Origin of the sequence: Salinicola salarius (assembly GCF_003206135.1) — a bacterium.
GTDB lineage: Bacteria > Pseudomonadota > Gammaproteobacteria > Pseudomonadales > Halomonadaceae > Salinicola > Salinicola salarius.
Genome location: NZ_PZJT01000010.1, coordinates 119,625 through 141,124, shown reverse-complemented (window position 1 = coordinate 141,124; position 21,500 = coordinate 119,625). Strand labels below are relative to the sequence as shown.

The following is a 21,500-nucleotide window of genomic DNA, read 5'->3' as shown; positions in this document are numbered from 1 at the left end:
AACGCCAACAGCCCGACGTTTTGCAGGCCGCACGAAATCCGCGGTATCCGGCGTTTGCCAGAAACAGCCGAAGGTCGGTTTCCATCAGCGTATTGCCTCTTGCTCGTCGGATGGTGGGGTATCGTCACGACGACCCGCCTTGAATTTGCGCCGCAGTTGTCTTTCGGTCTCCACCGCCAGCAGCAGCAAAACGGCCACGGCCAGAATCGCCATCCCGTCGAGGAGCGGAATGGTGCGGGTCTCGAACACCGCCTGTATCGGTGGCAGCCAGTTCATGGCGGCCTGCGACGCCACGACGATGCCGATGGCGACCCAGAGTGCCCGGGTACCGCGCAGGATCCGCAGGCTGAAGGCCGAGTCGTGAATGCTGCGGATGAAGAACAGGTGGCTGATTTCCATCGCGATCAGGGTATTCATCGCCATGGTGCGCGCCAGCGCGATGTCGTGGCCCCGCTCGATGGCCCAGGCGTAGATACCGAACGTGCCCAGCAGAAAGAGCGCCGTCACCAGCCCGATATGCCATAGCCAGGCCAGCCCCAGCAGCGGCGCACCGGGCGAGCGTGGCGGACGCTGCATCGCGCCCGTCTCGCCGGACTCGAAGGCCAGGGCAAGACCCAGCGTGACGGTCGTGATCAGGTTGACCCAGAGAATCTGCACCGGCGTGACCGGCAATACCATGCCAAACAGCAGCGCCGTCACGATGGTGGCGGCCTCGCCCGCATCGGTCGGTAAGGTCCAGGCGATCACCCGTACGATCTTGTCGTAGACGTTGCGGCCTTCACGCACCGCCGCCACGATAGAGGCAAAGTTGTCGTCGGCCAGCACGATATCGGCCGCCTCCCGCGCCGCTTCGCTGCCCTTGCGCCCCATGGCGATGCCGACATCGGCACGCTTGAGCGCCGGGGCATCGTTGACCCCATCTCCGGTCATCGCCACGGTCATGCCTCGCGCCTGCAGTGCCATGACCAGCCGCAGCTTGTGCTCGGGACTGGTGCGGGCAAAGACATCCGTTTCCATTGCCGCCGCGCCGAGTTCGTCGTCGCTCATCGTCTCCAGTTCGGCACCGGTGATGACCCGCCGGGTGCGCTCCAGCCCGATCATTCGCCCAATGGCCGCCGCGGTGGCGGCGTGATCGCCAGTGATCATGCGCACACCGATTCCCGCACGCCGGCATTCGGCAATGGCGGCCACGGCTTCCGGTCGCGGCGGGTCCATCAAGGCGACCAGCCCCAGCAGAATGATGCCGCCTTCCACATCGGCGTGGGAGAGCACGGTCTGCGAGACGGGCACCCTGCGTGTCGCCAGGGCCAGCACTCGCAGGCCACGGCCAGCCAACGCCTCGACCTGCGCGTGCCACCAGGCGTGCTCCAGTATCGCCTCCCCGCCATCGGCGGTGCGAACTCGACTGCACATCGCCAGCACCCGCTCCGGGGCGCCCTTGATGAACAGGCGGGCGTGGCGCTCGTGATCGTGGTGCAGAGTCGCCATGTAGCGGTGCTCGGCATCGAACGGCAATACGTCGGTACGTACCCAGCAGCGCTGTGCGTCGGGGCGACTCATCCCCATTCGCGCGGCCAGCGTCAGCAGCGCGCCCTCCATCGGGTCGCCCTCGACCCGCCAGATACCGTCGCTGTGCTGCAGCGCGGCGTCGTTGCACAGCACCGCGACCCACGCCAGTTCCCGCAGCCGCAGGCTGGCCTGAAGATCGATGGGCGCAGCCCCCCGGATCGCGCCATCCGGCGCGTACCCCACTCCATCGATGGTGAAGCGCTCGTCCACGGTCACCAGTTCGGTGGCCACCATTTCGTTGCGCGTCAGCGTGCCAGTCTTGTCCGTGCAGATGACCGAGACACTGCTCAGCGTCTCGATCGCCGGCAGGTGGCGTACCAGGGCGTTGCGCCGCGCCATCGCCTGAGCCCCCAGCGCCAGCGTGATGGTCAGCACCGCCGGCAGCCCTTCCGGAATCGCCGCCACCGATAGCCCCACGACAGCGGTGAACAGCTCGCCGAAGGGGTAATCCCAGAGGAAGTGACCCAGCGCCATCACGGCAGCCGCCAGCACCAGAATGATCAGCGTCAGCCAGCGGGCAAAGCTATTCATCTGCCTGACCAGCGGCGTGGTCCTGGGCGTGACATGGGCCAGCAGACGGCTGATCCGGCCCATCTCGGTGGCGATGCCCGTCGCCACCACGACGCCCAGCCCCTGACCGCCGACCACCAGCGTGCCGCCGAAGGCCATGCAGCCACGTTCGGCCAGCGCCACCCAGGCGGGAACCGGGTCGGTATGTTTTTCCACCGCCGTCGATTCGCCGGTGAGCATCGATTCCTGAATGCTCAGCCCATGACTTTGCAAAAGCCGCAGATCGGCGGGGATTTGATCCCCGGCTTCCAGCAGCACGATGTCCCCGGGCACCAGGGTCTCGACTTTCACCCGGCACCGCCCGCCGTCGCGCAGCACCGTCGCGTATGGCGCCAGCAGTTCCTGGATGGCGGCCAGCGCCCGCTCGGCACGATGCTCCTGAATCAGACCGATGACGGCATTGATGACGACGACGGCCAGAATGACCGCCGTATCCACGACATGACCGAGCAGTGTCGTGATCAGCGCCGACCCCAGCAGCACGTAGATCAGCACGTTGTGGAACTGGGACAGGAACAGCCTGGTCAGGCTGCGCTTCGGAGGCGCCGGCAACCGGTTTGCCCCCTCGCTGCGCAGACGGATGCCTGCCTGATCGCTGCTCAATCCGGTCATGGCCGAATCCAGCTCGCTCAACACCCTGTCCGTGGCCAGGGCATGCCACTGTCTGGGTTCCATCACGGCATCTCCCGAAGGGCCGACCCTCGGGTCGGATACCCGGGATTCAGGCATGATCGCGCGGGTGCGATCATTGCCGCTCAGCCTATCCCCGGCCATTCGACGCTTTCTTGATGCCGATCAAATCTGCCCGTCGATCCGCCCGATAACCTCTCCATACAGTCGACATCCCGTTACCAACCGCGAGGTGCAAGCCATGTTCAGGTCACTGCTGGTTCCCGTCGATGGTTCCGACTACGCCCAGGCTGCGCTACGGGTCGCCTGTCGACTGGCCGAACCGGCCCAGGGCACGATCCATCTGCTGACCGTGATCGAGCCCTTCGAACCGATGCAATACGGCGGCGACTACCGGGTGCAGCAGATCGTGCGGGAAGCCGTCAACGACAACGCCGAAAAGGAAGGACGCGCCATTCTCGACCACGCCGTGGCGCTAATGCCGGACGGCGCGCCGAAAGACGGCGTACAGACCCTGCTGCGTCTGGGCTCCCCGGCGGAAGCGATCATCGAGGAAGCCGAGCGACTCGGTGTCGACGCCATCGTCATGGGCAGCCGGGGGCTCAGTGACATCAAGGGCTTGCTGGTCGGCAGCGTCTCGCACAAGGTCAGCCATGTCGCCGGGTGCACAGTCATCAGCGTTCATGGCCAGCCGCACACCGGCGCATGAAACCTCCGTTCCCCTTTGCCATCCTGCGCTGGCTGGTCATCGGCGCCGCTCTGCTCCTCGCTGGCGTCACGCTCTGGTATTGGCTCCAGCCCGAGGGGCTGGACGACGCCTTCGCCCGCGGTAACGGCCGCATCGAAGCGACGGAGATCGACGTCGCCACCAAGCTCGCCGGCCGGGTGGCGGAGATCCTGGTCAACGAGGGCGACTTCGTCGAACCGAATCAGGTGGTGGCGCGCATGGATACCCGAAGCCTGGAAGCCGAGCGACGCCAGGCCGAGGCCGAGCTGCAGCGCAGCCGCAACGCCTTGCAGACCGCCCGTGCCGGGGTGGCCCAGAACGAGAGTCACCAGGCAGCCGCCGAAGCGACGGTGCATCAGCGTGAAGCCGAGCTGGACGCCGCCCGGAAACGCTTCGAGCGCTCCAGCGCGCTGCTTCAGCGCCACGTGATCTCGTATCAGCAAGTGGACGACGACCGCGCGACGATGCAGAGCGCCCGCGCCGCGCTGTCGGCCTCCCAGGCGGAGGTGGCGGCGGCCCGGGCCAGCGTGGCAGCGGCCCGCTCCCAGGTGATCGAAGCCCAGTCGGCGATCGACGCGGCCCAGGCCAATGTCGAGCGCGTCCAGTCGGACATCGAGGACAGCCTGCTGCGCTCCGACCGGCTGGCCCAGGTGCAATATCGCGTGAGCGAACCCGGCGAAGTGCTGGCGGCCGGCGGCAAGGTGCTCAACCTGATCGACCTGACCGACGTCTACATGACGTTCTTCCTGCCCACCAGCCAGGCCGGGCGGGTCGCGCTGGGCGATGACGCCCACCTGATCCTGGATGCGCTGCCCGACTACGTGCTGCCGGCCCGGATCAGCTTCGTCTCCAGCGAAGCGCAGTTCACCCCCAAGACGGTGGAGACCGAAAGCGAACGGGAAAAGCTGATGTTCCGCATCCGCGCCCGTATCGATTCCGATCTACTGCGCGAGCACATCCGCCAAGTGAAGACGGGGTTGCCCGGCGAAGCCTACCTGAAGCTGGACCCGGCAGCCGAATGGCCGGAAGCACTGCGCGTGAACGTCTCCCGATGAGCACCGACGCGGTCGCGGCGCTGTCCGGGGTCACCCTGCGTTACGGCAAGCGCACGGCCCTCGAGGAGCTGACGCTCGACATTCCCGCCCGCCGCATGGTGGGCCTGATCGGGCCGGACGGGGTCGGCAAGTCCAGCCTGCTGGCGCTGATCGCCGGCGCCAGGCGGATCCAGTCGGGGCAGGTCCAGGTGCTTGGCGCGGACATGGCCAGCGCCACCCAGCGTCGCGTGACCGGCCCGCGCATCGCCTACATGCCCCAGGGTCTGGGCAGGAATCTCTACCCCACGCTCAGCGTGCGCGAGAACCTCGAGTTCTTCGCCCGGCTGTTCGGCCAGGATGCCGAGGAGCGCGAGCGGCGTATCCACGACCTGACGACCAGTACCGGGCTGGAGAGATTCACCGAGCGCCCGGCGGGCAAGCTCTCCGGCGGCATGAAGCAGAAGCTGGGGCTCTGCTGCGCGCTGATCCACGATCCCGACCTGCTGATCCTCGACGAGCCCACCACCGGGGTCGATCCGCTGTCGCGCAGCCAGTTCTGGGAACTGATCGCCCGAATACGCCACCAGCAGGCCCGGATGAGCGTGATCGTCGCCACCGCGTACATGGACGAGGCCTCGGCCTTCGACTGGCTGATCGCAATGGACGCCGGCAAGGTGCTCGACCAGGGCTCGCCCGCGACGCTGCTCGAACGGACGGGATGCGCTTCGCTGGAGGCCGCCTTCATCCAGCTGTTGCCTGCGGAGAAGCGGTCGGGACACACCGATCTCGAGATCCCGCCCCGCAAGGCCCACGACGAGGTGGCGATCGAAGCGCACGGTCTGACCAAGCGCTTCGGCGATTTCACCGCCGTGGATCATGTCGACTTCCGCATCGAACGCGGGGAGATCTTCGGCTTCCTGGGCTCCAACGGTTGCGGCAAGACCACCACCATGAAAATGCTGACGGGCCTTTTGCCCTTCGACGAGGGGCAGGCGCGGCTGTTCGGACAGCCGGTCGCCCCCGAGCATATCGAAACCCGGCGCCGGGTCGGCTACATGTCGCAGGCGTTCTCGCTCTACAACGAGCTGACGGTGCGCCAGAACATCGACCTGCACGCGCGGCTGTTTCGTCTTTCGCCACAGCGACACGCCATCCGTCGCCGGCAACTGCTGGCACAGTTCGAGTTGCAGGGCGTCGAGGGGCAACTGCCGGGCAGCCTGCCTCTCGGTATCCGCCAGCGTCTCTCCCTGGCCGTGGCCATGCTGCACGAACCGGAAATTCTGATCCTCGACGAGCCCACTTCCGGGGTCGATCCAGTGGCCCGCGATCGCTTCTGGGAGCTTCTGGTGCGGATGTCGCGCGAAGATGGCGTCACGATCTTCATCTCCACCCATTTCATGAACGAAGCGCTGCGCTGCGACCGCATTTCGCTGATGCACGCCGGCAAGGTACTCGACAGCGGCACGCCCCGGGCATTGATGGCCAGACGCGGGCACGACAACCTGGAACAGACCTTCATCGACTATCTCAAGGACGCCAGCGAGCTCAAGGGCACCAGCGAATTCAAAGGCATCAACGAATTCAAAGACGCCAGCGAGGTGGCGACTCCCCCGGCGACGCACGAGAGCATCGCCGTCGCAGCCGCAGCGGTAAAGGGCGCTCCCCCTCGTTTCAGCTGGCGTCGGCTGTCGAGCTACGCCCGGCGCGAGGGCATGGAATTGCGGCGCGATCCGATCCGCGCCACCCTGGCCCTGGCAGGCACTCTGATCCTGATGTTCATCATGGGGTATGGCATCAATATGGACGTCGAGGATCTCTCCTTCGCGGTGCTCGATCACGACCGGACCACCACCAGCGACGGCTATGTCCTCAACCTTTCGGGCTCGCGCTATTTCCAGAAGAAGGCGCCCCTGCAGAGCTACGAAGAGATGGACGAGCGCCTGCGCCGAGGCGAGATCAGCCTCGCGGTGGAGATTCCGCCCGGATTCGGGCGAGATCTCAAGCGTGGCGCCTCGCCCCAGGTCGCATTCTGGGTCGATGGAGCAATGCCGAGCCGGGCCCAGACCATCATCGGTTATGTGCAGGGAATCCACGCCACCTATCTGCAGCAACTGGCCCAGGCCTCCGGCAGCGACGACAGCCGGCCGGTGGAGGTCGCCCTGCGCTACCGCTACAACCCGGACGTGCGAAGCCTGCCGGCGATGGTGCCGGCGATGATTCCGCTGCTACTGATGATGATCCCGGCCATGCTCACCGCCCTTGGCATCGTCAGGGAGAAGGAGCTGGGTTCGATCACCAACTTCTACGTCACCCCGGTCACCCGCCTGGAGTTCCTGCTCGGCAAGCAGCTGCCTTACGTGATAATGGGAATGCTCAACTTCTTCCTGCTGGTATTGCTCTCGGTCTTCGTCTTCGGCGTGCCGCTCAAGGGCAGCCTGCCGATGCTCAGTGTGGCGGCCCTACTCTATGTGTTCTGCGCCACCGGCTTCGGGTTGCTGGTTTCGGCACTGTTCAACAGCCAGATCGCTGCCGTGTTTGGCACGGCCATCGGCACCGTCGTCCCGGCGATCCAGTTTTCGGGGCTGCTGTATCCGGTCTCAGCCCTGGAAGGCGCTTCCGCGGTCATCGGCCATCTCTACCCGACCAGCCACTTCCTCATCATCACTCGCGGCATTTTCTCCAAGGCGCTCGGTGCCGCCGAGCTATGGCCGAGTTTTCTGGCCTTGTTGGTCACGTCTCCGCTGCTGTTGCTGGCCAGCGTGGCCGGCCTGAAGAAGCAGGAAAAGTGAGTTGAGTACGCTATCGAACATCCTGCAACTGGGCATCAAGGAACTGCGCACCCTGGCACGCGATCCGGCGATGCTCCTGCTGATCGCCTACACCTTCACGTTGAGCGTCTACTCCAGCGCCACCGGCATTCCGGAAACGCCCCATCGGGCCAGTATCGCGGTGGTCGACGAGGATCGCTCGCCCATCACGCAACGTATCATCGACGCCTTCCAGACACCCTACTTCCTCGAGCCGATGCTGACCGACCATGCCGACATGGACATCGGCATGGACAAGGGACGCTATACCTTCACCCTCGACTTTCCGCCCGATTTCCAGCAAGACCTGCTGCGCGGTCGGCAACCCTCGATCCAGTTGAATGTCGATGCCACCCAGATCAGCCAGGCCTTCACCGGCGCCGGACACATCCAGCAGATCATCGACGACGAGGTCGCGTCATTCCTGCAGCACAGCGACATGCCATCGACACAGCCCGTGCAGGCGGTGATCCGCACGAGATACAACCCCAATCTCACCCAATCCTGGTTCGGCGCCGTCAACGAGGTCATCAACCAGATCACCATGCTGTCGATCATCCTGACCGGCGCTGCGCTCATTCGCGAACGCGAACACGGCACCATCGAGCATTTGCTGGTAATGCCGGTGACCCCGTTCGAGATCATGGCGGCCAAGGTGTGGTCGATGGGGCTGGTGGTGCTGGTGGCCGCCCTCCTGTCGCTGCGCTTCGTCGTCGGTGACTGGCTGGGTGTACCGCTTCAAGGCTCGATGACGCTATTTCTGATCGGCGCGATACTGCACCTGTTCGCCACCACCTCGATGGGCATCTTCTTCGGTACCGTTTCCCGCTCGATGCCGCAGCTGGGATTGCTGATCATCCTGACGCTGATTCCGCTGCGGGTTCTTTCAGGCGGCATGACCCCGCGGGAGAGCATGCCGGAGGTGGTGCAGAATCTCATGCTGCTGACGCCGAACACCCACTTCGTGGAGTTCGGGCAGAACATCCTGTTCCGTGATGCCGGCCTGGCAACCGTCTGGCCTCAACTGCTGGCGCTGGCCCTGATCGGCACGGCCTTTTTCCTCGTCGCCCTGCTCCGGTTGCGGCGCTCGCTTGCCTGAAACCATAAAAAAGCCGCATCGTCTGCTCGACGATGCGGCAATCCTGCGCTTTAGAGCTTCCTGCTCATTCCGCCTTCACTGTGATCTTCTTGGCCGGGGCGATTTCTGCCTTCGGCACATGAATGGTCAACATGCCGTCCTTGCCCTTGGCGCTGATTCGCTCCTCGATGACATCGGATGGCAGCGAGAAACTGCGTGAAAAGCGACCAAAGCTGGTTTCGATCAGATGGCGTTTGGTGTCCTTACTCTCTTTCGTGTCGTGCCGTTCGCCCCTGAGCGTCAGCACATTATTCTGTACGGTGATCTCGACATCCTTGCTGTCGATTCCCGCCAGTTCCGCCGTAATGAGGTATTCCTTTTCCGTCTCACTGATATTCACCGTCGGCGCCCAGACATCGCGGGATGTCGCCGGACGGTTGCGGTTGTAGCGATCGAAGAAGGCTTCCATTTCGTGGAAAGGATTCCAGGTGGTGAGTTCCATGGCCTGTGCGCTCCCTGTTCAAGACGATGACAATGGCCGAAGCCGGATATCAGTGTGTACCGCCGCACGAATCCGAGCTTGACCTGGGTCAAGGTTCCTGAAGAAAGCGAGCCGATCGCTTGCCTGTGACATCTTCCGCGACCGATGAATACCGCAAATAATTGATATCCATCGGTAAAGATCGCTTCGATCCCATCGTTTCCTTTCGACCTGCTCAAGCTTGATCTGAATCAAGCCGCTGTCTGCAATCCGGCGGATACTGACTTCGTCACCATGGTCATTACCGGATAGCGTCCACCAGACGAAGGAGATACCCATGTCCACGATGAAAGCCGCCATCTATGTCGAGCCCGGTCGCATCGAGCTGACCGAAAAGCCGATACCTCCCATTGGCCCCAATGACGCCTTACTGCGCATCACGACCACCACCATCTGCGGTACCGACGTGCACATCATGAAGGGCGAATATCCGGTCAAACCCGGACTGACCATCGGCCATGAGCCGGTAGGCACCATCGTGGAGCTGGGCGACAACGTGCGCGGCTATCACGTGGGGCAGCGGGTGATTGCCGGCGCGATCTGCCCCGGCTTTACCTCCTACGCCTGCCAGGACGGCCATCCGGCCCAGGATGGTGGCTGCCAGGGCCATGGCTACAAGCCGATGGGCGGCTGGCGTTTCGGCAACACCATCGACGGGGTGCAGGCCGAATACGCGCTGGTGCCCGATGCCCAGGCCAACCTGGCCCCGATCCCGGATGGGCTCAGCGACGAACAGGTGCTGATGTGTCCCGACATCATGTCGACCGGCTTCGTCGGGGCCGAAAGCGCCAATATCGGCATCGGTGATACCGTCGCGATCTTCGCCCAGGGCCCGATCGGACTCTGCGCCACTGCCGGCGCCCGGCTGCGCGGCGCCAGCTGCATCATCGTCGTCGACGGTATCGATCAGCGGCTGGATATCTCTCGCCACATGGGCGCCGACATCACCCTGAATTTCCATCAGGTCGATGTCGTCAGCGAAATCCTTCGCCTGACCGGCGGTCGTGGCGTCGATGCCGCCATCGAGGCGCTGGGCACCCAGACCACTTTCGAGGCCGCCCTGCGAGTGCTCAAGCCCGGCGGCACGCTCTCCAGCCTCGGCGTCTATTCCGGGGATCTGACCATACCGCTCGACGCCTTCTGCGCCGGTCTCGGCGATCATCGCATCGTCACGTCCCTGTGCCCGGGCGGGAAGGAGCGCATGCGCCGGCTGCTCGACATCGTCAAGGCCGGCCGGATCGATACCGCCTCGCTGGTCACGCACCGCTATGCCCTGGACGATATCGTCGAGGCCTACGATCTGTTCGCGAACCAGCGTGACGGGGTGTTGAAGGTCGCCATCACGCCATGACGGTCGGCCCGGCTCTATCGCAACGCCCTATCGCAACGCCATCAAGCGATGAGCCGGGCATTTCATCGCTTCTTTTCTACCCGAATTCCCTAGGTTTTGTCTGAAGAGTCGTCGAGCGAAGGTCAGACAAGGCAAAAATCGGTAAAAAGACGGAGTTTACGCGGTGTAAATGAGTACTTTGAGCCGATTTTTAACGCCGTATGGCCGAGCGCAGGCAGTTTTCAGACAAAGCCTAGCCGCCCTGCCACAGTACCCGGGGTTCTTCGAGGATACTGATCAGGTCGATGGGTGCAGGACGCAGCCGCACGGTAAAATCGGTCACCGGCCGGTGACTGGTGATTCGGGTTTCGTAGATCGCCTCGCCGCTGCGAGGAAAGTCCACGTCATGGCTCATCGGCTGACAAATAGCGGCTCTTCCACTGACGCCATCGGCATAGAGCTCGACCAGAAGCGCCTCCGGAGAGAGCTCGCCCAGCCGGACACGCGCCCGGAATCGATGCTGATGGCTATCGCTTTCCGTCTCCACCGATTCGAAGGCGACTTCCGGCCAGTGCCGATCCAGCTGTCGGCGACGATTCACGATCCGGTGTCCCCGGGCGCCGTCATCGGCTGCCCGGCCACGCCAGGCCTCGGCCAGGGGAATGTAGTACTGCTCGACATACTGGGAAAGCGATCGGTTGGTGGAATACAGCGGCGTCAGCCGTGCCATGCTTTCGCGCATGCGTGCGACCCACCCCACCGGGATGCCTGCTTCGTTGCGGTTATAGAATGCGGGCAGCACCTCATGCTCCAGCAGGTGATAAAGCGCTTCGGCCTCCTGGGCATCGTAGCCGGGATCATCCGCGTGCTCGCGGCCGTCACCCAGCGCCCACCCCACCTCGGGGGCGTACGCCTCGGCCCACCAGCCATCCAGTTCGGAGAGATTGAGGCCACCGTTGACCAATACCTTCATACCGCTGGTACCGCAGGCCTCCCAAGGGCGCCGCGGGGTGTTGAGCCACACGTCGACGCCCTGCACCAGCTGTTCGGTCAGTTGCATGTTGTAGTCGGCCAGAAACATCACACGATGGCCGACATTCTCCTCCCGAATGAACCGCACCCACTGCTGGATCAACGCCTGGCCCGTCCTGTCCGCCGGATGTGCCTTGCCGGCCAGCACCAGTTGCATCGGACGTTCGGGATGGGTCAGCAACGCCTTCAAACGCTGCGGATCGTGAAGCAGCAGGTTGGGGCGCTTGTAGGTGGCAAAGCGTCGGGCGAAGCCCAGTATCATGATCCGTGGTTCGAACACCTGCCGGGCGCTCTCGATGGCCTCCGGCGTAGCGCCAGCCGTCGCCAGTTGGTGTGCCAGTCGCTCACGAAGCTGCTCGACGAGCTCCCGGTTGGCCTCGGTCCGAAACTGCCACAGGGTGGCATCATCGAGGTGGCGGATGCTCATCGCCAGCGGCTCGCTGCATCCCAGCCAGCGGCCCTTGCCACAGGCGCGGGTCCAGAGCGCGTCGGCCGGCGCCGAATCCCAGCTCGGCATGTGGACACCATTGGTGACGTGAGCGATGGGCAGCTCCGGCGTCGGCCAACGGGGAAACAGCGGCTGGAAAATGTGACGGCTGACCCTGGCATGCAGCTGGCTGACTCCGTTGATGAAACCGCTGCCCCGGCAGGCGAGCCACGCCATGTTGAAAGGCTCGCCATCATCTTCCGAGCGGCTGCGCCCCAGCGCCAGCAGGTCGGCCAGCGGAATCTTCAGTTTCTCTTCGGCGTAGTGCTGCAGGTACTGCGCGATCAGCGCGGGGGAAAACCGGTCGAAGCCGGCGGCGACCGCGGTGTGGGTGGTGAAGAGATTGCCGGCACGGGTGATGGTCAGTGCGGTCTCGAAGTCGGCACCGGTGCGCTGCATGTAGCTGCGCGCCCTCTCCAGCACGACCAGCGCCGCATGCCCCTCGTTGAGATGGCAGACCTGCGGATGCAGATCGAGGGCTTCGAGCAAGCGCCAGCCGCCGATGCCCAGCACCATCTCCTGCTTGAGCCGAAGCTCGGCATCGCCGCCATAGAGTTCGCTGGTGATGCCGCGATGGGCGGGATAATTGGCGATGTCGTTGCTGTCCAGCAGATAGAGCGTCACCCGCCCGATGCGGGCCTGCCAGGCCCGTAGCCACACCGAGTAGCCGGGCAGCACGATCTGCAGGCGCAGCCATTCGCCATTCGCGGTGCGCAGCGGCGTGATGGGCAGCTGTCCGGGATCGTTGTAGGGATACAGCGCGTGCTGATTACCGTCGCTGTCGATCAGTTGGCGGAAATAGCCCTGCTGGTAGAGCAATCCGATGCCGATGATGGGAACGCCAAGATCACTCGCTGCCTTGAGATGATCGCCGGCCACGTTGCCCAACCCACCGGAATAGATCGGCAGGGCCTCGCTGACCATGAACTCCATGCTGAAGTAGGCCACGGCGGTGAAAGGCGCCCCGGGGTGATTCTGTTCGAACCAGCTGGGGCCGACATGCTGCTCGCGCCCGAGACGTGCCAACTGATCCAGCCGGTTTCGAAACTCCGGATCGGCCAGCGTCCGGGCGAGTTTCTCGTGCGATACCGCCTGCAGCACCGCCCAGGGGTTGTGCGTCAGATTCCAGAGAGTGGTATCCAGCTCCCGCCAGATCCTGTCGGTGGCATGCTTCCACGTCCCGCTCAGATCCAGCGCCAGCTCGACCAGGGTATCGAAGCCTTCGATAGCCTCCCCAGGCAGTTCGTACGGTGATGTCACGGTGCATGCTCCTTCACTACCGAACCGAAATGCTCGATACGGAACGCCGCCATTGTCGGTCGATGGTCACCCATCGGAGAGAGTAGATAGCCACTACCAAAGAGTATATCGCTGCCGGGAACCGCGGCTTGACCGGGATCAATTCCGCGCGCTGCCGGCGGGTGTAAAAGGCAGGCCGAGAGATGAACGATGATGACGAACAAAGCGCCTGATCGAACAACGAGCACTCCGTAACCGCTCGGCTTACCGAATGTAAAGAAACCCCGCTCGCGGCGACAGCCTGCTTACATCATCACTGTTGAACTCCCCGCCTTTTCTCGTTCTACTACTTCTCGCTCTACTACCGCCGTTATGCATCATGTTCGTGCAAGCCGTTGTTCCCTGTCACAAGGCCAGACTTGATAACGTCGTCAAGTCACGAAGCGAGGGGTGGCGTCATGTCCGTATCGCCCATTGGTGGTCCCTGCCGCCCCGGTCCCGGCACTCACTGTCGTACTTGCAGCCTCAGTTCGTTGTGTTTGCCCCTGGCTCTGAAAGCGCAGGCCATGGAAGACTTCGATGCCATCATCAGGCGCCGAGCGCCGCTGGTCCGTGGCGAAGTGCTCTGCCGTCAGGGGGAGCCGTTCACGCAGATCTTTGCGGTTCGTTCCGGAAGCTTCAAGCAGGTCGTACTCGATCAGGATGGCGAAGAACAGATCAGCCACTTCCATCTGCCGGGCGAGCTAATGGGCCTGGAAAGTATCGAGGAAGGAAGCCATGCAGGATTCATCATCGCGCTGGAACGGTCGACGGCCTGCGAGATTCCCTTCCATCAGCTGGACGCCCTCGCCGAGCGCATGCCGGAGCTGCGCAACCAGCTCTATCGCAGCATGAGCCGCGTCATGGGCGACGAGCACCGACTGATCCGATTGCTGACCTGTAAGAGCGCCGACGAACGGATGGCGAGCTTCCTCCTGGATCTGGCACGACGTTTCGAGCGTTACGGCTATTCCCCCGAGCGCTTCCGTTTGCCGATGTCCCGCACCGATATCGGCAATTACCTGGGGCTAGCCCTCGAAACGGTGAGCCGCATTCTCGGCCGGTTGCAGCAGCAGTCGCTGATAGCGCTCGATGGCCGAGAGCTTCGCATTCTGCAGCCCGAGGCCCTATATCAGCGCTCCCAGACCTCTCACTGCCGAGCCAGACCCGCCGTCATCCACCAGCACTGATCCTGCGGTGACATTCCGCGCAGCGCACCGCGGTATCCGGCCAGGGGATATCGAGCCCCTTGAGATATCGAGCCCCTTAAGCTTTCTTTAAGTCTGAAACGCGACCATTGCCCACCATATTGGCTCCCGCACTGCGGTCGGTCCGCGTCTGGTTTATTTTTACAGACAAGAGTTTCATGAAGGCCGCAAGCGACGCTTCATCAAGCGGAAACGTGCTCATCGCGCATGAAGAAGCGTTCTGTCAGCAACGCTGTTGAATGTTACAGGGCGGACCGCGCTTACCGGTCCCATTGCCAGGAAAATTGTCATTGATGCATTCCTCTCTCCAATCCTCCCTCCTGTCATCCGTTCCGCCACCCCTGCTCTCGATCCTGATACCGGCCAAGGATGAAGCCGGCAATCTCCCCGGCCTGCTCGATGAAATCAGTCTGGCGCTCGCCGATATCGACCACGAGGTGATCGTGGTCGACGATGCCTCGACGGACGGCACCTGGGAGCTGCTGAGACAGCGTGCGGAGAAGGATGCCCGCCTGCGCCCGCTGCGGCATGCAAAAAGCGCCGGACAGAGCACCTCGGTCTGGCAGGCGGCCTGGGCGGCCCGCGGTACCTGGCTCGGCACGCTGGATGGCGACGGTCAGAACGATCCGGCCGACCTGCCAAATCTGTTCGAGCGTGCCCAGCGTGGCGACGTGACGCTGGTTGCCGGCCATCGCACCAACCGTCGGGATGACTGGATCAAGCGCGTCTCTTCCCGGGTTGCCAACCGGGTTCGTTCGGCGCTGCTCAACGACGCGACGCCCGACACCGGATGCGGCCTCAAGGTGGTGCGTCGCGACGCCTTTCTGTCGCTGCCCTATTTCGATCATATGCACCGTTTTCTGCCGGCGTTGGTGCGCGCCCAGGGCGGCGAGTGCGTCTCGGTCCCCGTCAACCACCGCCCGCGCGGCGCAGGCGAGTCGCATTACGGCCTCAACAACCGCCTATGGGTCGGCCTGGTGGACATGGTCGGGGTGATGTGGCTACGGCGACGAAGCCGGCTGCCGGCGGCCATCGTCGAGTCGGTCCATTCCGAGCCGGCGCCCGTCGAGAGTCGCACGGATTCGAACGACGTGGAGCCGGCGCCATGAATCAGGAATGGCTGTGGGTAACCATCGGCTTCATCGGCCAGGCGCTGTTCTCGGCGCGTTTCATCATTCAGTGGCTCGCCAGCGAACGCGCCAGACGCAGCGTCATCCCGATCGCGTTCTGGTTTTTCAGCCTGGGCGGCGGCGCGACGCTGCTGGCCTACGCCATCTACCGGCGCGATCCGGTGTTCATTGCCGGTCAGGGCGCCGGATTGATCATCTACATCCGTAATCTGATGTTGATCCGGCGAGAACAGCGGCAGACGGCGTCGCCGGAAGATGTCTCGAACTCCTGAACGGAAATTCCCTCCATGCGACGCTTCCTGACCGACCCGTCACAGGCACGGTATCGGCGTGCCTGGCTACTGTTGCTGCTGTTCACCGTGGTGCTGCTGGGCATCGGCATCGGCCTGCGCGATCCGTGGCCGGCCGATGAGCCGCGCTTTGCCCTGAACGCGCTGGAAATGCTGCGCACCGGGCAATTCTGGTTTCCGCATCGCGGTGGCGAACTCTATCCCGACAAGCCGCCGGTATTCATGTGGGCCTCGGCCCTGAGTATCTGGCTCACCGGCTCCGTGCGCTGGGGATTTCTGATCCCGACGACGCTGGCCGGCGTCGGCACGCTGTTGCTGGTCGTCGATCTGTGTCGGCGTCTGCACGGTCGGCGCGTCGCGCTGTTGTCCGGCCTGGCGCTGCTGACGGCCTTCCAGTTCGTGCTGCAGGCCAAGACGGCGCAGATCGACATGATGCTGACCTTCTTCACCACGCTGGCGTCCTACGGCTTGCTGCGACACGCGCTGCTGGGGCCGGACCGGTGCTGGTGGTCGATCGGCTGGGCGGCGATGGGGCTCGGCATCATCACCAAGGGCGTCGGCATCCTGCCGCTGGCGCTGCTGCCGGCCTGGCTCTGGACGAGCTATCTCGGCGATTTTCGCAAGAACGCTCGCGGACACATCACACGCATCACGCTCAAGGATGCCATTCAGGGCATCGGCATCATGCTGCTATGTGTGGCCGCCTGGGCGGTGCCGATGGTCCTCATGGCGACCTGGGGAGACGACCCTTCACTGGCCGCCTACCGGGACAATATCCTGTTCAAGCAGACCGGCCAGCGCTACGCCGACTCCTGGGCCCATCTCGAGCCCTGGTACTACTACCTGGTCAAGGTGCTGCCCTGGGCCTGGATGCCGCTAATCCTGGCGTTTCCCTGGGCGATCCCGGCCTGGTGGCGACGGTTGCGGCGATCCGACGCGCGGATCTGGCTACCGCTCAGCTCGGTGATCCTGATCGTGCTCTTCTTCTCCCTGTCGCCCGGAAAACGCGGCGTCTACATGCTGCCGACCGTGCCGCTGCTGGTGCTGGCGATGGCGCCGCTGCTGCCCGGCCTGATCGCCAGGAAGCGCCTGCACTGGCTGGGATTCGGCCTGCTGGCCTTGCTGGGTGGGCTCCTGTTGATCTCCGGCCTCCTGGGGGCCGCCGGCCTGCCCGCGCTCATCGCAGTCGCCGAGCGTCATGCCGTAACGCCCTGGACGTGGTGGATCCTCATCGGCCTCGTCGCCGTCGGGCTATTGGTCGTCATGCGGCCCCGCCGTGGACTGTGGGCGCTGACGAGCTGGCTGGTGGTGTTCTGGGTCAGTTGGTCGACCTGGGGCTATGCCCTGCAGGATCATGCCCGCTCGCCTCGCGACATGATGGCCGAGGTCGCATCGATTACCGGTGCCGATGCCTGGCTGGCCCTGCCGGATTACGACGAGGAGTTCCTGTTGCAGTCCCGCCAGCCCAGCATCCAGTTCGGCGACAAGACCCCGGCCCAAGACCAGCTCCTGCGCGCTTTCGCGTGGCTGCAGCAGGACGATAGCCGCTGGATGTTCGCGATGAAACGCCAGGCCGAGGACTACGCCTGTATCGACCAGACCCGGATTCACGACATGGGCATCCAGAACGGGGACGCCTGGTGGCTGGTGCCGGCCACCGCCGTCGGCGAGTGCCGGGGAGACGAAGCGGCAGCGCCGATCTTCGTGGCGCCGACGACGCTGCCGGACGAGACCGGCAGCGCGCCTCGGGTGTAGAAGAAACGGACGCAAGCGAAAGGAATGCAGGAAAAAGCTCGCTGGAGGAGTCGATCACGCCACCGGGCGGCGGATCAAACGACGGGATCAAGCCAGTCCAGCCGAACCCGCAAGCCGCCGCCCTCGCGGTTGGCAAGCGTCATCGTCAAGCGCTGCCGCTCGGCGATCTCGGAGGCGATCGACAACCCCAGCCCGCTGCCGCTGATACGCTGGTCGGAAGCCCGCTGGAAGCGCTGCGTCACGGCCTCCAGCAGCGGTTCCGGAATGCCGGGGCCGGAGTCGTCGATAGTCAGCCATGGGTGACGTTTATCGACACCGACCGCCACGCTCACTTCGCCTCCCGGTGGGGTATAGCGCAGCGCATTGTCCATCAGGTTGCGGATCAGAATCCCCAGCTCGGTGGCATTGCCGACGACGTTTACCGGCTCGCCTTCGACGATATCCAGCGTCTGCTGCCGGGATTCGGCCAGCGGCCAGAGATCGGCGGCCAGATCCATGACCAGCGCCGGCAGCCGGACCCTCTCCGGCGCCGGACGCTCCTGGCGGATATCCAGGCGCGCCAGCAGCAGCAGTTGCTCGACCACCCGTTGCAGGCGCTCGATCCCGTTGTAGGCCTTGTCCAGCGCACTGGGCTCGCCGAAGCGGGCGTTGTCGAGATGGATCTTCATCGCCGCCAGCGGGGTTCTCAGCTCGTGCGCGGCATCGGCGGTAAAGCGCCGCTCGCGCTCGAGCGTCTGGCCCAGACGCTCGATGAAATCGTTGAGCGCCCCGCGCAGTGTCTGCAGCTCTTGCGGCACGTCTACCCGGATCGGGCTGAGATCTCTTTCGTCTCGGGTCTGAACCTGGCGGGAAAGATGATCGATCGGTTTCAGCCCGCGCCGGATCAGTCTGGCAATCAGCCAGATCAGGATCGGCAGCGCCAGCAGCAGCGGTACGAAGTTGCCCCAGGCGACCTTGTTGGAAAGTTCATCCTGGAACGACTCGCGCAGGCCCACGCTGATCCAGCGTCCGCCATCGATCGGCATGCTGAACACACGCCAGCGATGGTCACCGTAACTGACCCAGCGGTGCCCCTCCTTGTCGGGCGGGGGAAATTCCTCGTCCCGGGCATCCCAGCGCGCTCCCATCAAGATTGGTTGACGGTCGGCACCCCAGAAGCCCAGCGACAGCATTCGTTCTTCATGGTCGTAGAGCTTCGGCTTGGCGACCTGCGAAATGGGATTGTCGGTCTCGCCATACCAGCGGGCGAAATGCCCCGGTTGCGACAGCTTCTCGGCGACCGCCCGATACTCCTGCGGCGTCGTATCCACATCGACCAGTGCCGCGACCACCCGTGCCTGCAGGCTGAGCTGGGCATCGAAGATCTCTTCCATCTCGTGGCGCGTAATCAGGTAGGCGGCGGTCACCGCCAGCGCCATGACCACCAGCAGGACCCCAATGAGCATATAGTTGAGGTAGCGGCGAATCGATGTCATGCCGCGCGGCTGTCCAATCGATAACCGATCCCGCGGACGGTGGCGATCAAATGCTTGTCCAGCTTGCGGCGCAGGTGGTGGACATGGACTTCCAGCGCATTGGAACCGACCTCTTCTCCCCAGCCGTAAAGCAGGCTTTCCAGTTTGGGCCGCGACATGACCTTGTCGCTGTTTCTGGCCAATTCGAGCAGCAGGGCGAACTCCCGGCGTCCCAGGGTGATCGCGTTGCCCTTCCAACTGACTTCATGTTGCGATTCGTCGATGGTCAATTGCCCGATCGACAGCAACTGGGTCGAGCGGCCCTCGGCACGCCGCGTCACGACCCGCATTCGCGCCAGCAGCTCCTGCAGGTCGAAGGGCTTGAGCACGTAGTCGTCGGCCCCGGCATCCAGCCCGGCGATCCGCTGCTCGACCGCATCCCGCGCCGTCAGGATCAATACCGGTAGCGGATGCTGGCGCCGGATGCTTCTGAGTACGTCCAGACCATCGATATCCGGCAGGCCCAGATCGAGAACGACCAGCGAGAATGGCTCGACACGCACCGCCTCCAGTGCTTCGCGCCCCTTCATCAGCCAGTCCACCACGTAACCTTCCCGGATCAGAGCGGTCCGGATACCGTCCCCCAGCAGGGGGTCGTCTTCCACCAACAATACGCGCATTGCGGTTTCCGTCTTCGTTGACCATCAGGGAGCTCGACAGGAACTCGCCCATTCGATCCTATTGAGACATACCCACCTTAACGGTTTCTTATCGCGCCTTGCGCCTCATTCATGCCACCGGCGCCCAGCGCCAGGCTGGCCGCCGATCGCCTTCCGTTCCCGATAATGTTTCGTTAAGGGAACGCCATCAAAGTAGCCTCCCTCAGCCATCTTGGGGCGCGATCTGATGATCACCACCCGCAGACTCTCGCACACTCTATCGCTCCTGCAGTGGGAAGCCAGATACCGGGATACCTTCGTCATCGCCCTGCTCTGGGCAATGGCGCTCGCCAGCGCCCTGGCCAGGCCGCTGACACCCATCGACGAGACCCGCTACGTCTCGGTCGCCTGGGAGATGTGGAACGCCCACGCCTTCTGGCTGCCGCTGATGAACGGCGAAGCCTATGCCGACAAGCCACCGCTGCTGTTCTGGCTGATCCAGTCCGGCTGGTCGCTGTTCGGGGTCAACGACTGGTGGCCCAAGCTGATCTCGCCGCTGGCATCGCTGGTCGCGATGATGCATCTCTACCGTATCGCCCGTCGTCTGGGCTACGCCGGCAGCCAGGCACGGCTGGCACCCATGGTGCTGAGCGCCATGCTGATGTGGCAGCTCTACAGCGGCGCCCTGATGTTCGATGTGCTGTTGAGTGCTTGCCTGCTGGGCACCATCTCCCCTCTGATCGCGGGTGAGTTCACCCTGCGCAAGGCATCGATCAGCGGGCTCTGGCTGGGGCTGGCCCTGCTCGCCAAGGGTCCGGCCGCCTTCGTGACCCTCGGCCCGATTCTGCTGACGATTCCGCTATGGCGAGCCGCGCCACTGGGGCCGTCGGGCCGGCGCCACCTTGCCCTGGTCCTGATGCTGGGCATCGCCATGCTGGCGGCCTGGGCGCTACCTGCCGCCTGGATCGGCGGGCGCGACTATGCCCAGGACCTGCTCTGGGGCCAGAGCGTCGATCGCCTGCAGCACGCCATGGCTCATGCCAGACCCACCTGGTGGTATCTGCCCTGGCTTGCTCTGCTGGCGTTTCCCTGGTCGTTGTCGCCTGGCGCCTGGTGGCGGCTCCCGACATATCGGCATCAACGGCTGGCCTGGATCTGGCTGGCCGGGCCACTGCTCGCCTTCTCGTTGATCAGTGGCAAGCAGATTCACTACCTGATGCCGCTACTGCCGGCGCTGGCGCTGCTCGTCATGGACGGCCTTGGCCGTGTCGCCTCCCGGAAAATACTGCGTCCTCGTCTGGCGGCGACAGCCATCGTTCTGCTCGCCATGATAGCCCTTGCGCTGGAGATTTTCGGCGCCGGTGCCGTGACCCGCTCGATGGTGTCGCCCTTCGGCATCCTGGTGCTGATCGCCTTCGCCCTCGTTCTCTGGCGACAGCGCTGGCATGGCGGCGCCGAGGCGGCAAGAGGGCTCGCCCTCGGCACAGGTATCGCGGTGCTGATCGCCACCCAGTTGATGCTGGCACCGCTCTGGAGCCGCTACGACGTCAGTGCCGCCAGTCAGTTGCTCGCCCGGCTGGAACTCGACGGCGTGCCCGTCGCCTTCGATGGCGACGGCTACCAGGCGACCTTCCAGTTTGCAGGCCGGTTGAAAAGGCCGCTCGCCACGCTGAGCGGAGACCCTGCGGAGCTGTGTGAATTCAGGCGCCGGGCGCCCGACGGCTGGATCGTGGGCCGCGACCGCGATCTTCGTTCATTGATCGCCAACGACGGTGCTGCTCACGTCTTCGATTATCGTGGAGGTAAGCTGGATATCGTCCCCGTCAGGGCGCTATCGCTGGCTTCCCGGATACCCGCGTGTGATGGATGACATTCAATCCTCACCAGCGGCTAAAGCGGTGAAGGTTCGTTTAAGGATAGA

15 protein-coding genes are annotated in these 21,500 nt (G+C 64.1%); 10 read left to right on the top strand and 5 right to left on the bottom strand.

Annotated features, from left to right (window positions below; translation table 11 throughout):
- Positions 1 to 84 precede the first annotated feature (84 nt).
- Positions 85 to 2,814 (bottom strand): cation-translocating P-type ATPase, encoded by a 2,730-nt coding sequence (locus DOM32_RS11390; protein ID WP_208625376.1) that lies wholly within the window; start codon positions 2,812 to 2,814, stop codon positions 85 to 87.
- 196 nt (positions 2,815 to 3,010) lie between these two features.
- Between DOM32_RS11390 and DOM32_RS11385 the strand changes: the two genes are divergently transcribed.
- From DOM32_RS11385 to DOM32_RS11370, 4 genes are read left to right on the top strand one after another with little or no spacing between them, the layout of a single operon-like run.
- Positions 3,011 to 3,478, top strand: coding sequence for a universal stress protein (locus DOM32_RS11385; RefSeq protein WP_071232187.1), 468 nt, complete (start codon positions 3,011 to 3,013; stop codon positions 3,476 to 3,478).
- Complete coding sequence (locus DOM32_RS11380) at positions 3,475 to 4,551, top strand: HlyD family secretion protein (protein ID WP_110634563.1); 1,077 nt, start codon at positions 3,475 to 3,477, stop codon at positions 4,549 to 4,551. Before DOM32_RS11385 ends, DOM32_RS11380 begins: the two co-directional genes overlap by 4 nt.
- Positions 4,548 to 7,319, top strand: a complete 2,772-nt coding sequence (gene rbbA, locus DOM32_RS11375) for a ribosome-associated ATPase/putative transporter RbbA (protein ID WP_110634559.1) — start codon at positions 4,548 to 4,550, stop codon at positions 7,317 to 7,319. The genes DOM32_RS11380 and rbbA overlap by 4 nt, the downstream gene beginning before the upstream one ends.
- Position 7,320: 1 nt before the next feature.
- A complete protein-coding gene (locus tag DOM32_RS11370; protein ID WP_110634557.1) occupies positions 7,321 to 8,436 on the top strand; it encodes an ABC transporter permease in 1,116 nt (371 codons plus the stop codon).
- A 64-nt stretch (positions 8,437 to 8,500) separates the two neighbouring features.
- Here DOM32_RS11370 and DOM32_RS11365 read toward each other — a convergent pair whose 3' ends face one another.
- Positions 8,501 to 8,917 (bottom strand): Hsp20/alpha crystallin family protein, encoded by a 417-nt coding sequence (locus tag DOM32_RS11365; protein WP_110634554.1) that lies wholly within the window; start codon positions 8,915 to 8,917, stop codon positions 8,501 to 8,503.
- Between the two features lie 316 nt (positions 8,918 to 9,233).
- On the opposite strand from DOM32_RS11365, the gene DOM32_RS11360 reads away from it, so the two are divergent.
- The gene (locus DOM32_RS11360; protein WP_110634551.1) at positions 9,234 to 10,307 is read left to right on the top strand and encodes an NAD(P)-dependent alcohol dehydrogenase; all 1,074 of its coding nucleotides are present in this window, start codon (positions 9,234 to 9,236) and stop codon (positions 10,305 to 10,307) included.
- A gap of 232 nt (positions 10,308 to 10,539) precedes the next feature.
- Here DOM32_RS11360 and glgP read toward each other — a convergent pair whose 3' ends face one another.
- Positions 10,540 to 13,065, bottom strand: coding sequence for an alpha-glucan family phosphorylase (glgP, locus tag DOM32_RS11350; protein WP_110634545.1), 2,526 nt, complete (start codon positions 13,063 to 13,065; stop codon positions 10,540 to 10,542).
- A 437-nt stretch (positions 13,066 to 13,502) separates the two neighbouring features.
- Here glgP and fnr point away from each other — a divergent pair, with 437 nt between their 5' ends.
- From fnr to DOM32_RS11330, 4 genes are all read left to right on the top strand, one after another.
- On the top strand, positions 13,503 to 14,273 hold the full coding sequence (fnr, locus tag DOM32_RS11345; RefSeq protein WP_110634542.1) for a fumarate/nitrate reduction transcriptional regulator Fnr: 771 nt from the start codon (positions 13,503 to 13,505) through the stop codon (positions 14,271 to 14,273).
- 311 nt (positions 14,274 to 14,584) lie between these two features.
- Complete coding sequence (locus DOM32_RS11340) at positions 14,585 to 15,400, top strand: glycosyltransferase family 2 protein (RefSeq protein ID WP_110634539.1); 816 nt, start codon at positions 14,585 to 14,587, stop codon at positions 15,398 to 15,400.
- Positions 15,397 to 15,693, top strand: a complete 297-nt coding sequence (locus DOM32_RS11335) for a lipid-A-disaccharide synthase N-terminal domain-containing protein (RefSeq protein WP_071232178.1) — start codon at positions 15,397 to 15,399, stop codon at positions 15,691 to 15,693. Before DOM32_RS11340 ends, DOM32_RS11335 begins: the two co-directional genes overlap by 4 nt.
- Before the next feature lie 15 nt (positions 15,694 to 15,708).
- A complete protein-coding gene (locus DOM32_RS11330; RefSeq protein WP_110634536.1) occupies positions 15,709 to 17,466 on the top strand; it encodes an ArnT family glycosyltransferase in 1,758 nt (585 codons plus the stop codon).
- Between the two features lie 74 nt (positions 17,467 to 17,540).
- Here the strand turns inward: DOM32_RS11330 and DOM32_RS11325 are convergent, their stop codons facing one another.
- Positions 17,541 to 18,941, bottom strand: a complete 1,401-nt coding sequence (locus tag DOM32_RS11325; protein WP_071232176.1) for an ATP-binding protein — start codon at positions 18,939 to 18,941, stop codon at positions 17,541 to 17,543.
- The gene (locus tag DOM32_RS11320) at positions 18,938 to 19,600 is read right to left on the bottom strand and encodes a response regulator (protein ID WP_071232175.1); all 663 of its coding nucleotides are present in this window, start codon (positions 19,598 to 19,600) and stop codon (positions 18,938 to 18,940) included. Before DOM32_RS11320 ends, DOM32_RS11325 begins: the two co-directional genes overlap by 4 nt.
- A 226-nt stretch (positions 19,601 to 19,826) precedes the next feature.
- On the opposite strand from DOM32_RS11320, the gene DOM32_RS11315 reads away from it, so the two are divergent.
- On the top strand, positions 19,827 to 21,449 hold the full coding sequence (locus DOM32_RS11315) for an ArnT family glycosyltransferase (protein ID WP_139284311.1): 1,623 nt from the start codon (positions 19,827 to 19,829) through the stop codon (positions 21,447 to 21,449).
- The last annotated feature ends 51 nt before the right edge of the window (positions 21,450 to 21,500 follow it).